The 14,573-nt window shown below is 48.5% G+C and carries 9 protein-coding genes and 1 pseudogene; 3 read left to right on the forward strand and 7 right to left on the reverse strand.

Annotation, left to right across the window (positions count from 1 at the left end; all coding sequences use genetic code 11):
• Positions 1 to 247 precede the first annotated feature (247 nt).
• Entirely contained in the window at positions 248 to 1,306 is a 1,059-nt protein-coding gene (locus OXG10_05160; GenBank protein MCY3826752.1) for a M42 family peptidase, read from the forward strand.
• Positions 1,303 to 1,650 (forward strand): hypothetical protein, encoded by a 348-nt coding sequence (locus OXG10_05165; protein ID MCY3826753.1) that lies wholly within the window; start codon positions 1,303 to 1,305, stop codon positions 1,648 to 1,650. Before OXG10_05160 ends, OXG10_05165 begins: the two co-directional genes overlap by 4 nt.
• 115 nt (positions 1,651 to 1,765) lie before the next feature.
• Here OXG10_05165 and OXG10_05170 read toward each other — a convergent pair whose 3' ends face one another.
• The 4 genes from OXG10_05170 to ptsP form a co-directional block, all read right to left on the reverse strand.
• Entirely contained in the window at positions 1,766 to 2,845 is a 1,080-nt protein-coding gene (locus OXG10_05170; protein MCY3826754.1) for an amidohydrolase family protein, read from the reverse strand.
• An 832-nt stretch (positions 2,846 to 3,677) separates the two neighbouring features.
• A complete protein-coding gene (locus OXG10_05175) occupies positions 3,678 to 4,976 on the reverse strand; it encodes a citrate synthase (protein ID MCY3826755.1) in 1,299 nt (432 codons plus the stop codon).
• 160 nt (positions 4,977 to 5,136) lie between these two features.
• The gene (locus OXG10_05180) at positions 5,137 to 6,063 is read right to left on the reverse strand and encodes a site-2 protease family protein (protein ID MCY3826756.1); all 927 of its coding nucleotides are present in this window, start codon (positions 6,061 to 6,063) and stop codon (positions 5,137 to 5,139) included.
• 2 nt (positions 6,064 to 6,065) lie between these two features.
• Positions 6,066 to 8,360, reverse strand: coding sequence for a phosphoenolpyruvate--protein phosphotransferase (ptsP, locus tag OXG10_05185; GenBank protein ID MCY3826757.1), 2,295 nt, complete (start codon positions 8,358 to 8,360; stop codon positions 6,066 to 6,068).
• A 136-nt stretch (positions 8,361 to 8,496) separates the two neighbouring features.
• Here ptsP and OXG10_05190 point away from each other — a divergent pair, with 136 nt between their 5' ends.
• Positions 8,497 to 9,906 (forward strand): FAD-dependent oxidoreductase, encoded by a 1,410-nt coding sequence (locus tag OXG10_05190; GenBank protein ID MCY3826758.1) that lies wholly within the window; start codon positions 8,497 to 8,499, stop codon positions 9,904 to 9,906.
• 66 nt (positions 9,907 to 9,972) lie between these two features.
• On the opposite strand, the gene OXG10_05195 is transcribed toward OXG10_05190, so the two are convergent.
• The 3 genes and pseudogenes from OXG10_05195 to OXG10_05205 form a co-directional block, all read right to left on the reverse strand.
• The gene (locus OXG10_05195; GenBank protein ID MCY3826759.1) at positions 9,973 to 11,973 is read right to left on the reverse strand and encodes a ribonuclease catalytic domain-containing protein; all 2,001 of its coding nucleotides are present in this window, start codon (positions 11,971 to 11,973) and stop codon (positions 9,973 to 9,975) included.
• Between the two features lie 17 nt (positions 11,974 to 11,990).
• A pseudogene (locus tag OXG10_05200) lies at positions 11,991 to 13,599 on the reverse strand (CTP synthase).
• 249 nt (positions 13,600 to 13,848) lie between these two features.
• Positions 13,849 to 14,463 carry an XTP/dITP diphosphatase gene (locus tag OXG10_05205; protein ID MCY3826760.1) on the reverse strand — a complete coding sequence of 205 codons (615 nt, stop codon included), beginning with the start codon at positions 14,461 to 14,463 and terminating at the stop codon, positions 13,849 to 13,851.
• Between the last annotated feature and the right edge of the window lie 110 nt (positions 14,464 to 14,573).

Below are 14,573 nucleotides of genomic sequence, written 5' to 3' on the forward strand. Positions count from 1 at the left end.
GGCCCTATCAGATGCTCTTGGCCTACCATCTCTTGTATGCTCTCGGGTCTCATTCTCTCGGGGAGAGGAAGAGATTCTTTTTTAGGTCTGAAGAGACCTGGATCATCAGGGTTCAAGTCCGTCTCCTGTTTTCAGTTCGCACTTTGGTATAAAGATTAAGCTTTGAAACTTATAAATCAATCTGGAAAGCTCGTGCTTCTTTCCGCGGTTTTGGAAAAGAAGGCCGTTTGGTTATAATCAGCCCGTTATGGATATAAAACTCTTAAAGAAGCTCTGCGACACTCCAGGAATGCCCGGGGACGAGGGCTTGGTTAAGGCGATTCTGCTTGAGGAAATAAAGAAATTCTCAGAAGACATCACCGAAGACGTTCTTGGAAACATAATCGCCCGTATTCCGGGAGACGGTCCCACTTTTGTTCTTGACGCTCACATGGACGAAGTGGGATTCATGGTACACCATATAGATAATAGAGGATTTTTAAGGGTAACCCCGCTTGGAGGAATGGACGCCAGGGTTTTTTACGGACAGCGCTTGGTGGTTTGGGGAAAAGAACCTCTAAAGGGGGTGGTGGCAGCGGTTCCACCCCACGTGACCAGGGGCAGCGGAGGGGCCAAGGAGGTTCCGGAAATTGAAGACTGCGCGGTCGATCTTGGGCTCAGTTCTGAAAAAGTCGCCGACCTAGTAAAAATAGGGGACATGGTGTCATTTGACACTTCCCTCGATGAAACCGAGGATTCCGTAATTTCCAAGGCCCTTGACGACAGGATGGGGCTTTTCGTAATAATCGAAGCTCTTCGAAAGACTCCAAGTCCGGGCTGCAATCTCATAGTTACATTTACCGTGCAGGAAGAAGTCGGGCTTCGCGGGGCAAGGGTAATAACGCCGGTTTACGAACCGGACTTCGCCGTCGCACTTGAAGGCACTGTGGCAATGGACATACCGGGGGTCTCGGAAAGCAAATCCTTTGCCAATATCGGCAAGGGACCCGAGATCAGACTTTCAGACAGGTTCCTGGTGGCGCACAGACCATTCAGCTTTTTTATAAAGGAACTTGCGGAGAAAAACGAAATCCCTTACCAGATAACAGTAAAAAAAGCGGGCAGCACAAACGCAACCGCCATGCAGGTCACCGGAAAGGGGACCAGGGCGGCCGTCCTGTCAGTTCCGACAAGATATCTTCACAGCCCGAGTTCCATCGCCTATAAAAGCGATATCAGTCACACAATAGATCTGGTGTCATGCCTGCTCAGTGACATAGGAAAATTCAGTCCCTCAAACCAGCATCAGGGCGCTCAGCAACAATGATGGAAGAACTGCTCCGCGTATTCGAGGAAATCGCCAGGGAAAATTTCCCTGAACTTGATCTTGAGAAATTCTCTCTAGCGCTTCGCGAGGAGATAGAAAAGAAAAAATACGATCTTCAGGACGAAGCCCTGCTTGAGACAGCCCTTCGGGATGACAGAGACACCTTCAAAGACTCTTTTCTGGAAATGCTCGAGGAAAAAGCAGCGCGCGAAAACAGTGGGAAAGCATTTATTCTATCGGAGAGAGGCCGTAACGAGGCCATCTCAATCCTAATAGCCAATACCGAGCACACGATTGACTACTACTACAACACCATAATAGGAAAACATTTTTCGGCAAGTTAGGCGCAGGTGTTTCTCCGTATTGTTTTTTACTGGAACAACTTTTAAAAATTCCGGATTCCCGAGTTTGTAAGTCCTTTTTGAAAAAACTGCTTAAAGAACCAATAGCTCCTATTGGTCATTCACAACTCGCTTGCCTGTCCGGCGAGAACAGGGGAACCGCATCCTTGTTGGAACTCAGCAGCTCTTCATGACTGAAGGAGTAGTCCTTTGTATAGTCAACGCAAATGAAATGCTGCCCGATACGGTGCGAGCATTGGGCCGGAAGATGAGAAGGGTCGAAAGAACCGCTGTATCCACTGAGAAGTTCGCCGTCAACAAACGTTGCAATGACATCCGATACCTCCGATGAAATCAGGTCTTTAAAGGGGTCATTAGTCCGCTTCCGAAATATAATGATATCCGCCGCAAAGCCCTGCTCCAGCTTGCCGGTCAGTTTTTCTACCTCCAGCGAGTACGCTGCGTGCTCCGTAGCCATGCGCCAGTAGTCGCTTCCCGACAGATGGTCATCCCACTTCGCGTTGTCAATATGCTCGGCACAGCGAAATTCCTCAAGGAGATTGTACGAACCCGAGTATGACCAATCCGTACTGATCGCGACCCGGGCGCCGGCCCGCAATGCGTTCGGAATATCGACTGTGGTCCCGTAAAGAACCACGTTCGACCTCGGCGACCAGATAAGAGTCACGTCAAGGTCTTTCAGGCGCTCAACGTCTTGACGGCTCAGCCCCACTCCGTGGATAAGGGAGTAACGCCGCTCCGGGTTCTTCGAGACATAATCCAGATAGAACTTCCCTTCAATTTCCGCCGTGCAGTTGGTTCCCTCCGCAATGTGGGGCACATAGGGCGGTTTGTCCTCAAACTCAAGAAAAAGGCTGCGGGGATCGCGGGACTCGGTTGGCGCTAACGGGCAAGAAAACCCGCTGAGTTCCTCGGTAGCGTCAAAACCGTAGGGAAACGTCTCCATCTCAGCAAGATAGAAGTACCTTGTTTCGTCTCCGGGACGACCACCCGCATTTTTAACAAGTCCCTCAATGCCGCCTGAACCGGCCATCGTGGTGGTACCGGACAGAAGGTGGCGGAGTTCTATCCAGAATTTCCGGACATCTTCCTCAACCCTCTCAAACTCGACCGCATAATACTCCGGGCCGGCTACGCCCCGCCATTGATCACGGTGCGAATACACGGAACGCGTCATCGGATCCGGAAATCCTCCGCTCCAATCCGGGTGTTCATGCGGATTTATCAGGCCAGGCGAAATGTACGAACTGCTGCAATCAAATACCGAGGCATCGGGAATTTTTGCTTCGATGCTGTTTGTCTTGCCAATATCAAGAATATCAAGAATGTGGCCGTCGCGTATAAGGATTGCGCCGCACTTTGCTCCGCCAGCGTCTTTAATCAGATTCCCTATGATAATTGTCTCATCAGATTGTCGGATAGAAACTTCACAGCGTTGGGAATGTCGAGCAGACTCGGCGGAAGATGCTACCTGCGCGTCACTGCACAAATTCGAAGATGTGGAACCACAACCGGAAAGCGCAAAAAGGACCAAGAGTTGGATCGCTACGAGTACCGCCTTCACAGATTCTTGCTTAGTGAGATTGGCTTGTCTGTATTTCATCAATGGAGAACAACCAGTAATTGCTATTCTACCAATCTCTCCTTTTGATAGCAACATAATCCGGCAAGGTCTATTATATGAAAGGAATTGGAATTACGGAATTGACCGGACAAACATGGCATCAGTTGAAAGAACAGTCTCATCCCTTATAGGTCCTCCCCTCAATCCAAGTTTGGATTGAGCGCGAAGGAGGCCTTGTTTTAGCGGATATGCAGCGGGTGTGTTAATTCATTGGTGGAATTCTACCCATCCCCTATCCACCTTCTGCTAATTCCTTTACAGAAACACATTCTCTAAAGAAGAGATAGAGAAAGTAGAACGCGCTTGCAGCAAAATCAACCTTCGTGTGGAGCGACTTGAAAAAGTTCTAGGAAACGCCCAGAAGGCAATTCGTAAGATTGATCGACTACTTCTTCTTACGCCTTTTGCTCATCGCCACGTATTTTCTATTATCTTCCCCCAGATAAACCTGCCTGGGCCTTGCGATTCTGGTTTCGGGGTCGTTCATCAGCTCAAGCCACTGGGCAAGCCACCCGGCCATCCTCGCTATCGCGAAAAGCACGGTAAACATGCTCGTGGGAAGACCTATGCTCTGGTATATGAGTCCAGAGTAGAAATCAACGTTCGGGTAAAGCCTTCTTCTTACGAAATAGTCATCTTCAAGGGCTATTCTCTCAAGCTCAAGCGCTATGTCGAGCAGAGGATTTTTCCCGGTGACTTCAAACACGTCGTGGGCTATATCCTTTATTATCGCCGCTCTCGGATCGTAAGCCTTGTACACCCTGTGCCCGAAGCCCATGAGCCTGAATTCTCCTTTCTTGGCCCTTTCTATGTACTGCGGAATCTTGTCAATCGAGCCTATGTCGGCAAGCATTTCAAGCACCGCCTCGTTCGCTCCGCCGTGAAGAGGACCGTACAGTGCGGCAATCGCCGCAGCGGCCGCGGAGTAAGGATCCGGATGGGAGCTTCCGACGTTTCTCATCGCGCTTGCGCTGCAGTTCTGCTCGTGGTCGGCATGGAGGATGAAAAGAACGTCTATCGCTTTCTCTATCGCCGGATTCGGCTCATACTTGGTCTCGGTCATCTTGAACATCATTGAAAGGAAATTCCCGGCGTAGCTGAGTTCGTTGTCGGGGTATACATATGGAAGACCCATTATATGCCTGTAGGAAAATCCGGCTATGGTCGGCGTCTTCGCTATAAGCCTTCTCATCTCAAGTTTCTGCACGTCGGTATCGAATATGTCTTTTGCATCCGGATAGAAGGTCGAAAGGGCCCCGACGGTCGCAAGAAGCATGCCCATCGGATGCGCGTCGTAGCGGAATCCGTCCATGAGCTTCCTTATGTTTTCATGCACGTAGGTGTGATGCGTTATGTCGTGAACCCAGCTGTCGTATTGCGATTTGTTAGGCAGTTCACCATGAATAAGGAGGTAAGCAACTTCGAGGAAGGTACTTTTTTTCGCCAGCTCTTCTATCGGGTACCCCCTGTATCTCAGGATCCCCTTTTCTCCATCAATGAAGGTAACCTTGCTTTTGCACGAAGCCGTATTCCCGAAAGCGGGGTCATAGCTCATCATGCCAAAATCTTCGTCCTTAACCCTTATCTGACGAAGATCAGTGGCTCTTATGGTATCGTTGTCTATAGCAAGTTCGTATGTTTTACCTGTCCTGTTATCCGTTACGGACAAAGTGTTCTTCGACATTTGTGAATCTCCTCGTAGTAGTGAAGTTGTTTAAATCAAGTTGTCGGTCGAATCGGATTCCCGTATGTGAACCGCCCTCTTTCTCACTCCAACACCCTTAAGAGTCAATCCAACCGATCAAGGTGATTGTAACAGATTTTTTAACTAAACGCAAAACGACCTAACCGAATTCCACGACACTGATTGGGACAGGGGTAAAACAGGAAATAAAAATAAGCAGTGAGAAAAAAGCAAGCGCTTTTCTTCCGGCACCGATCTCGGTATCACTCGATATGGTCGGCGGATGGGATGTACCGATCACCAAAAGCAGTATCGCCCAGAAAAGCCAGCCGACCCAACCCTCAAACATAAGCCACTCAGGAAGAATGCCAAGCACCCACAAGCCCAGATAATCCGCAAAGTCCATCAGAGGTACCGTTCCCACTCCCATTATTGCAAGAAAAATAACCGTAGCGGCCGATATAGCTTTATGCCACTCCGCCGGGAAGACGCAGTATACAAGATGCCCTCCGTCAAGCTGCCCAGCGGGCATGAGATTCAAGACGGTTACGAAAAGGCCTATCCATCCTGCAAATGCAACGGGGTGGAGCAGAATTTCGTATCCCTGGGCGACTTCCCCGATAGCCATTTTTGAGAAAAGGGCAAATACGAGAGAATTGCCAAGAGACATGGCCGCCTGCATCTCAGAGAGCCTCTCAGAATCCAAAGCGACCACTTCCGAGAAAAGCAGCCCGACAAACAAGACCGGAAGAGCTACTATCACCCCGGCTATGGGACCAGCGACCCCTATGTCGAAAAGTTCCCTTCGGCCGCGTATCCGAGACTTTATCCTTATAAACGCCCCGAACGTCCCTATAGGAGAGAGAAAGGGAGGAGCGGGAATAAACCAGGGAAGAGTTATAGAAACGCCGTACTTCCTGCCGTAAAAGTAATGACCCATTTCATGGGCTCCAAGAATGGCGACCAGAGAAAGCGAGAAAAGAACGCCCCCCGTATAAGTTCCGCTTATCATGTAGCCGGAAAGGAAAGTCGTGGCCGCCGTGAGAATAAAAAGCACCAGCGGAATAAGGATAGATCTTTTGATCATGGCTACTCTACTTCGAGCAACATCGGGTTTATGGAGTTAAGGACATCCTTTAAGTATCTCTCTATGTCGGACTCCTTTGAGAGCAGCAACAGGTCGGACCTTATTTCCTCAAGCATCCGCTCAGAAAGCCTGTCCGAAAGAAATTTCACATAAGGGAACCGAAGCGGAGAAACGCTCAGATGACGGTAACCAAGAGCCAGTATAAGAAGTGTGCCGGAAGGAACTCCCGCTATTTCTCCACATATTGAAATCTCCTTTCCGCTTGAGAGAATCTGTTCTCTTGTAAAGTCCAGCATTCTCACCACGGAAGGATGAAAAGCCGAGTAAAGATGTCCAACCGCGTTTGAATTTCTATCCACCGCGAGCAGGTACTGTATGAGGTCGTTTGTTCCAATGGAAACAAAATCTATCAAGTCCGCGTAATCATCGAACTGATACACAAGCGCCGGAACCTCCATCATTATTCCGAGCTTCGGTATATCATGCCGGTGAAGGCTGACTTCGGCAGACAGTTCCTCAATTATCTGCGCCGCGGTCTCAACCTCCCAGACATTTGATACCATAGGCAGAAGAATCTTGAAATTCCCCCCTTTCTTCGCCGCAAGCAAGATGGATTTCACCTGATCCCTGAAAAGATCAAGATACTCCATTGAAAAGCGGATTGAGCGAAGACCAAGAAGGGGATTCTCTTCTTTGGGCATGTTGAGATAGGAAAGTATCTTGTCAGAACCCACGTCTAGGGTCCTAATGGTCACTCCATCCTCAAAATCAGCTGAGATCTCCTTGTATATTTTTAGCTGGGACCTTACACTAGGCCATTTCTTAAACCGTGCGAAGGCAAACTCCGTCCTGAAAAGTCCCGCTCTCTTAATGCCGTAACGCTTGGCCATCTCAGCATCGGCCGGAATTCCGACATTCGCCGTTATTTCGACGTTAAGACCGGTGCTGGTACTTTTTTCGGCTTCAGTCTCTATGAAGCTGCGGAGCTCAACGGCTTTTTGGTGCATGGATAGGTACTCATCCTTAAGCACCTGGTCGGGGTTTGTGAAAACGAAACCGCTCCTCCCGTCAACTATCATATCCTCCCCGGGATGTATCAGATTCACGATGTTGTCTATGCCGACAACTACTGGAATCCCAAGCGATTTCGCTATTATGACCGCGTGCGAAGTCTCTCCGCCTTTTTCAAGGACTATTCCCCCCACCTCCCCTTCAGCAGCCGTGACAAAAGAAACGCCTATCTCTCTTGCCACAAGTATCAAGGGCTCTCCGTCGGCGGAAGCGGAAATATTCTCGTCCTTTGAACGAGTAAGATCCCGGAGCATTCTCTCACCTATATCTCTGAAATCGTATGCCCTCTCCCTCATATAAGAATCCGGCAAGGATTCAAAACGTGATGCCTGGATTTCGAGATACTCAACCACCGCGGCCTCGGCCGAAACCCTCTTTTCATCTATGAGTTCGCCAGTTCCTTTCTCCATGTCGCGGCTATCCACTATCATCAGATGCGAGCGGAAAATATCCACTTCGTTTTTCGAGAGCTTCCCTTCAGAATCCATTTTTTTTATAGTCTTCTTAAGGTCTTGCGATATATTCTTTATAGAATTTCTAACTCTTCTCTTCTCGATTCCTGGAGTACGGGCCGTCATCTCCATAGTGGACATCTGGCGGAAAAGCCCGCGGAATGTAACCGCCTTGCCCACAGCCACCCCTTCAGAAACTCCTTTTCCCTGGTAGCTCCTCGTCTCGTGCTTTACCATGGACGGGGGTTTCAGCCGGTCCAGGGTGTTTGCGACTTCAAGAACCCCGGCAAGTCGTAGTGCTATTATCTGAAAAAGAGTCTGCTCGGCCGGGGTTATCTGCATGGGGGTTTTGTTCTGCCCGACAAGTACCCCGACACACACGTCGTGAAGCATTATGGGAACGCCTATGTAACTTTCGTATTCCTCTTCGCCTATTTCGGGAAAATATCTGTAATTGGGGTGCTTAGAAGCCGGCATGGCCACCAAAGGAACCTTCGTTTTATGAACCATCCCGGTAAGACCTTCATCCGAGCGCAGGAAGATATCACTTTTCGGTTTGACCTGAAGACCCCTGTTAGCCGTGAGCCTGAGAACCTCTCTTGAATCATCCCAGACATATATGGAGACGACATCGTAGTGAAGCGAGGACGAAATTTTTCTGACTACCCGACCCAAAACGGTGTTAAGACCCACGGACTTGTTGATCAAGTCGCTTATCTCATGAACCACCTTGAGATGAAAATGCTCCGGTTCAGTACGCTCTTTAGCAATCATAGGGTCACTCCGCCACACACAAAGAAATTAGTATTATACCACCATCAGACCCTGTTAGCGGAAAAAGGAGCATCTAAGAATTCCCTACCACGAACCTAAAAGATAAAGAAGAAAAAGCTTTCTCGGCAATAGATTTATGAAATATTGTATATATACTTCCCACGCCATGAGTCTTGAAATGATAAAAGTTGCCATAGTCGGGTCGGGACCCGCAGCTTTCTACGCAGCCGACCACCTGCAGAAGAAACTCGGCGACCGCGTCTTCATAGACATGTTCGAAAAACTCCCGACTCCCCACGGTCTCGTGAGAAGCGGGGTAGCTCCGGACCACCAGAAGATAAAAAGCGTAGCCAGAGTTTATGATAAAATCGCATCCAATCCTCAATTCAGATTTTTCGGACTTGTAGAATTCGGAAAACACTTAACGCTTGAGGACCTGCGCAGTCGTTACCACCAAATAGTTTTCGCAACAGGGGCCCAGACCGACAGAAAGATGGGAATACCGGGAGAGGGCATAATCGGAAGCCATACGGCAACGGAGTTTGTAGGCTGGTACAACTCCCACCCGGATCACATGGGCCTTGGTTTTGACTTTTCGGGGAAAAGAGTCGTCATAGTCGGAGTCGGGAACGTCGCGGTGGACGTTGCGAGAATTCTTTCCCTCACAAGAAGCGAAATGGAAAAAACGGATATCGCAGGCTACGCACTTGAGGAACTGGCCAAAAGCGGAATAAGGGAAATACACATGCTTGGAAGAAGAGGCCCCGCGCAGGCGGCCTTCACTAACCCAGAACTGCGGGAACTTGAGAACCTAGAGGACGCGGACCTCCTTACCTTGGCGGACGAAGCGGAGCCCGATTCCCTTACCCTCGAGGAGCTTGAGCGTAAACCGAACAGGACAGCCCAGACGAAAATAGAGATTATAAAAAAAGCTTCCGAAAGGGTTCCCTCCAAATCAAAGAAAATAGTCATAAGATTCTTGGTTTCTCCGATAGAAATAATTGCCGGAGAAGACAACAGGGTAAAAAGCGTGAAAGTCGTGAAAAACAGGCTTTACAAATCCGATGACGGCTCCCTTCGGCCCAAACCCACGGACGAGACCGAAGAGATTCCCACCGATCTGGTTTTTCGCTCCGTCGGGTACCGGGGAATACCTCTTCGGGACGTACCGTTTGATGACAGTTCGGGGGTAATCCCCAGCGAAAAAGGAAGAGTGCTTGACAAAACGAGCGGCAATCCGATTACGGGACTCTACACCACAGGGTGGATAAAACGCGGACCGACTGGAGTTATCGGTACGAACAAGGCCGACTCCGGCGAAACCGTAAGCTGCATGGTCGAGGACATTGAGAGGGGAAACACGCTACGTCCCGAACTCACTTCGGATGAGAGCATAAAGGAACTGCTCGAAGAAAAACATATTTCCTACAATGAATGGCTGCGGGTTGACTGGTTTGAGAAGAAAGAAGGCGAAAAACAGGGGAGGCCGAGAGTGAAGGTCGCGGGGCTTGAAGAAATTCTCGAAATTCTTGAAAAAAAGCACTGAAGAGGGCGGTCTTTCCCACTTCGACAGCATATGCTTGTTTGAATCTGGGTTCCGGCAGACCGAAAGTTACGTCGGACTCACACGTATCCTCCTTCTAAGAGGATCGGTTCCCCAGATTGAGAGGGAAAGCTCACTTCCTATATCAAAAACCCTGCCGCCTGAGTTAGAAAGTGGAAGTTCGATCAGAAACTCCGGAATATAGACGTTAAACCCGCCATATCCCTTGGAACTTACGTAGCCGGTCGCCCCTTTTATATCCTTTTCCAGAAGATAGCGTATAAGCCAGTACCTGTGTCTGCCTCTCTGCGCGTTTTTTATTTCCCTGGTGGCAAGACTCACATGCGTGTTTGTGGCTTCAAGCTCGCTTTCTGAGTAGTAAACCCTCTGTTCCTCAAGCCAGGATATAAGCTGACGCTGCATAAGAAGGTCTGTGTACCTTCTTATCGGAGAAGTCATCTGCACGTAGCAGGAAATTCCCAGGGACTTATGGACTTCGGGAGCAAAGGCAATAAAAGAAGGTTTTAGGTGCTTTGCCACCTTTACCGGGAAAAGGATGTCTTCGGGGTCAAGTTCCCTGGCTTCAGGCTCAATATCCTGGGTCTGAGAACGGAAGAGTGCCGGAATTCCGTTTTTATCGAAAAAATCTGCCGAAAGCCGGTTCATGAGTATCATGCATTCGGAAACGACATTGTGGGCGGGAGAATCCATGTAATCTTTGCTGACTGAAATTCCATCTCGGTCTCCAACCCTGATCTTGAGTTCCGGAAGCTGCACTATCAAGGCTCCCTTGTTGATTCTCTCTGCTCTGAGTGAATCAGTGAGAGGAATAAGGAATTCTCCCCATTGTGTGTTGCGCAACATTTCAGTCGCTTCGGCGTAGGTAAGATTCTTCGAAATCCTTATGACCGTCGCTTCAAAGTTATAATCGATCAAAGTAAAGTCCTCTCTTTTAAAAGTGGCGAAAAGAGAAAATGCAGGTCGGAGGTCGCCGGCAGTTAGGCTGAGTTTCTTGTTCACAAGATCCCGGGGAAACATATCCACGCGTCCCTCAGGAAAATAGACCGTCTCAGCGCGGTCAAGGGCCCCCTGATCAATAAAACTTCCCCTGCTCACAACATGGGCGACATTCGAGATGTGGACTCCCAGAATGATCTGATCCCCGTGCGTTTCAAACGAAATGGCATCATCAATGTCTCGGGTTGTCTCACTATCAACTGAAAAAACTTCAAGATCCGTTCTGTCTGTAAGGCTTGCAAAGCTTTCCCCAGCGCTCAAAATAGCTTCCACCTCTTCAAGCGCTCTTTGGGAGTGTCTGAAATGAAAAGCGATTTTTTTTGATTCCGGGTCATCGTCTTTCTTCCAGAAGCCCGTTTTTATAAGAAATTCAACCGCTGATTCCACTTCCTTAAGCCCCGCTTCATAAAGAAAACCCTTGGCTTCCTTGGCCCGCTCATAACCGTCAAGATCAATGACGTACCGCTCGATAAGTTCAAGGAACTCGCCGTGGGTCTCATCAACCACCGGAGGAACTTCGCCACTTATAACAGAACGCACCCAGCTTACGGCGGCCTGCGCTTTTCGTTCTCTTTCCTCTCTGAGTTCAAGGACACGAAGTGTCTTGGAAACGTCTTCCCGCGAGCGAACGAGATAGCCGTTTTCGCCTCTTGCAAGGTAGACAGTGTTTTTATCCACGGCCCAAAAAAGCAGAAACCTCTGCTCCAAAGAAACCTGCTCTGCCCCCGAATATAGCTCCAGTATCTCCTCAAAGCTCACGGTTTCCTGCTCCTCCACAACACACTCCCACAGCGTTTCCATATCAACGGAGTCTTTTTTCTCTTCAAGTTCTCTTCTCCATTTTCTCATTTCGAGTTTCTTCTCAGAGTCGGTGAGGGTTTCGGGAACGGTTATTCCGGTTAACAGTACGACTTTTTTCGGTTCAACCGAGTAACGCTTTCCATCTTCTGAGAGAACGGAGAGTTTGTCGGGATGGGCGTAGAGGGCCACTCCCAGAGCAGGCTCCCTTCTTTTTCTGTAGGCAACAAGTTCGTTTATACTGGGGAGATTCATCGAATGGAGCAATTCGATCAGGTAAGAGAATCCTTGTAGCGAAGCGCCCCTCTTATGAAATCTTTGAAAAGCGGGTGGGCACTGAGGGGCTTTGACTTGAATTCAGGGTGGAACTGACAGCCGACAAACCAAGGATGATCCTTAAGTTCCATGATTTCAACCAGATTTTCATCCGGCGAGAGGCCGCAAAGAACCATTCCATTTGACTCAAGAATTTCTCTGTAACCGTTGTTCACTTCAAACCGGTGGCGGTGTCTTTCGGAAATCTCTGAGGTTCCGTAGATGCTGCTAGCCAAGGTCTCGGGCTTTATGACGCAGGGGTAAGCCCCAAGTCTCATTGTCCCGCCCATTTCACTTATGTTCTTTTGCGATTCCATCGCCCATTTCACTTATGTTCTTTTGCGATTCCATTATGTCTATAACCGGGTTCTGAGTATCGCCGTTGTTCTCAGTCGTATCCGCGTCATCTATGCCACACACGTTCCTTGAAAATTCAATAACGGCAAGCTGCATGCCGTAGCAAATTCCGAAAAAGGGAATCTGATTTTCCCTTGCATATTTTGTAGCGTCTACTTTGCCGTCAATCCCCCTCTCCCCGAATCCTCCAGGGACAAGTATTCCGTGAACATCGGAGAAATAGTTGTCCGGAGACATACCATCCATTTTTTCTGAATTCACGTATTTTATTTCGACGGTTGAGTCGTTGGCTAAACCACCGTGGTAAAGGGCCTCGTGGAGGCTCTTGTAAGCGTCTCCGTGTGAAACATATTTTCCGACAACGGCTATGCGCACTGTCTCTTTCATGTTCTTTACCTTTTGAATGAGTTCCTCCCACTCCCCCATGTCTGGTTTCTTGGTCCACATACCAAGATATTCAATGATTATCTCGGCCAATCCTTCTTTCTTATACATAAGCGGAACTTCATATATGTGCTCAACATCCTTGGCTGTAACCACGGCTTTTTGCTCGACGTTACAGAAAAGGGCTATTTTTCTTTTAACCTCTTCGGGAAGGAACTTATCCTCGGTGCGGCACAGGAGTATGTCGGGCTGAATCCCTATCTGGAGAAGTTCCTTTACGCTGTGCTGTGTAGGCTTTGTTTTCAATTCTCCGGCCGCGGCAACATAGGGAACGTATGTAAGATGTATGAAAAGCGTGTTCTTCTTGCCGAGATCCGACCTTAACTGCCTTACCGCCTCAAGAAAAGGAAGACTCTCTATGTCTCCCACGGTACCGCCGATCTCGACTATGATGACGTCGTTGTCATCCTCAAGGGCAAGCACGCGGGATTTTATCTCATCAGTTATATGAGGGATTACCTGGACTGTTTTGCCGAGGAATTTCCCCTCTCTTTCCTTGGAAATAACGGAATCGTAGACCTTGCCGCTTGTGAGATTGTTTTTCTTGCCGAGCTGAGCTTTGGTAAATCTTTCGTAATGGCCGAGATCAAGATCTGTTTCCGCTCCGTCATCGGTAACAAAGACCTCCCCATGCTCAAAAGGGTTCATCGTGCCCGGGTCAACGTTTATGTAGGGATCAAGCTTCTGAAGGGTGACCCGAAGACCACAACATTCAAGAAGGAATCCTATTGAGGAAGCGGAGATACCCTTTCCCAGGGAAGACATAACTCCGCCGGTAACAAAAATAAACTTTGCGCTTTTCACGCAGAAACCCCTTTATCAAGTTAAAGCAGCCGCAATAAACAAAGGTCGGAATCTAAATATATTCAATTGGGAAGCAGCTTACAATTAAAAACGAAAATTTCACATAATCTGGCAAGACAAAATTGGAAAAATTCTTATACTCCATAGACCATCTAAGCCTTAAGAAAGTAAGGACAGATAGGAAGAAACAAAGGCAGGTTGTTAAAACGCCTATTTAAAATTCGAAAAATATGACAGAAGCTTTTCTGAGGCAATAGCCCTGTGACTTATTCTGTTTTTTATGTCGGGGCCGAGTTCAGCCATGGTTTTTCCGTATTGAGAAACATAGAAAACCGGGTCATAACCAAAACCACTCTGGCCTCTTTTCTCCTGAATAATCTGTCCGTGGCACTCGCCTTCAAAAAATTCCTGTGTACCACCCGCAAGAACTAAAGCAATACAGCAGACAAATCTTGCATTTCTGTTTTTCTCTCCTTTAAGTTCATAGAGTAGTTTCTCGTTGTTTTCATTATCCGAAGACCCTTCCCCGGCGTACCTTGCCGAATAAATCCCCGGAGCTCCCCCAAGAGCGTCTACAACCAAGCCTGAGTCGTCCCCAATAGCGTCCATCCCAAGAAAATCAGAGGTTGTTTTCGCCTTGATAAAAGCATTTTCCCTGAAAGAAAGACCCGTTTCCCTTATCTCGGGGACCTCATCAAAATCCGCCAGAGAAAGGATCTCATCGTAGCCATCTGCAAGAATTGATCTGAATTCTCTCAGCTTCCCCTTGTTTCTTGTGGCAATTACAATAGTTTTGCACTGGGAATTATATACTTGACTAACCATCTGGCTGCCTCGCATCAATTTCACGGGTCGTCGGAGTCCTTTTAAGGACGGAACGCTCCTCGCCGTGCAGCTGCGCCATTCCCAGACGCCTTATGTTAATCGCGGCGTTC

Source organism: Candidatus Dadabacteria bacterium, from assembly GCA_026706695.1.
Taxonomy (GTDB): Bacteria; Desulfobacterota_D; UBA1144; order Nemesobacterales; family Nemesobacteraceae; genus Nemesobacter.

Coding starts and splice junctions, on each gene's coding strand:
- OXG10_05160 (MCY3826752.1), top strand. CDS start 248: ATGGATATAAAACTCTTAAAGAAGCTCTGCGACACTCCAGGAATGCCC.
- OXG10_05165 (MCY3826753.1), top strand. CDS start 1,303: ATGATGGAAGAACTGCTCCGCGTATTCGAGGAAATCGCCAGGGAAAAT.
- OXG10_05170 (MCY3826754.1), bottom strand. CDS start 2,845: ATGACGCGTTCCGTGTATTCGCACCGTGATCAATGGCGGGGCGTAGCC.
- OXG10_05175 (MCY3826755.1), bottom strand. CDS start 4,976: ATGTCGAAGAACACTTTGTCCGTAACGGATAACAGGACAGGTAAAACA.
- OXG10_05180 (MCY3826756.1), bottom strand. CDS start 6,063: ATGATCAAAAGATCTATCCTTATTCCGCTGGTGCTTTTTATTCTCACG.
- ptsP (MCY3826757.1), bottom strand. CDS start 8,360: ATGATTGCTAAAGAGCGTACTGAACCGGAGCATTTTCATCTCAAGGTG.
- OXG10_05190 (MCY3826758.1), top strand. CDS start 8,497: ATGAAATATTGTATATATACTTCCCACGCCATGAGTCTTGAAATGATA.
- OXG10_05195 (MCY3826759.1), bottom strand. CDS start 11,973: ATGAATCTCCCCAGTATAAACGAACTTGTTGCCTACAGAAAAAGAAGG.
- OXG10_05205 (MCY3826760.1), bottom strand. CDS start 14,463: ATGGTTAGTCAAGTATATAATTCCCAGTGCAAAACTATTGTAATTGCC.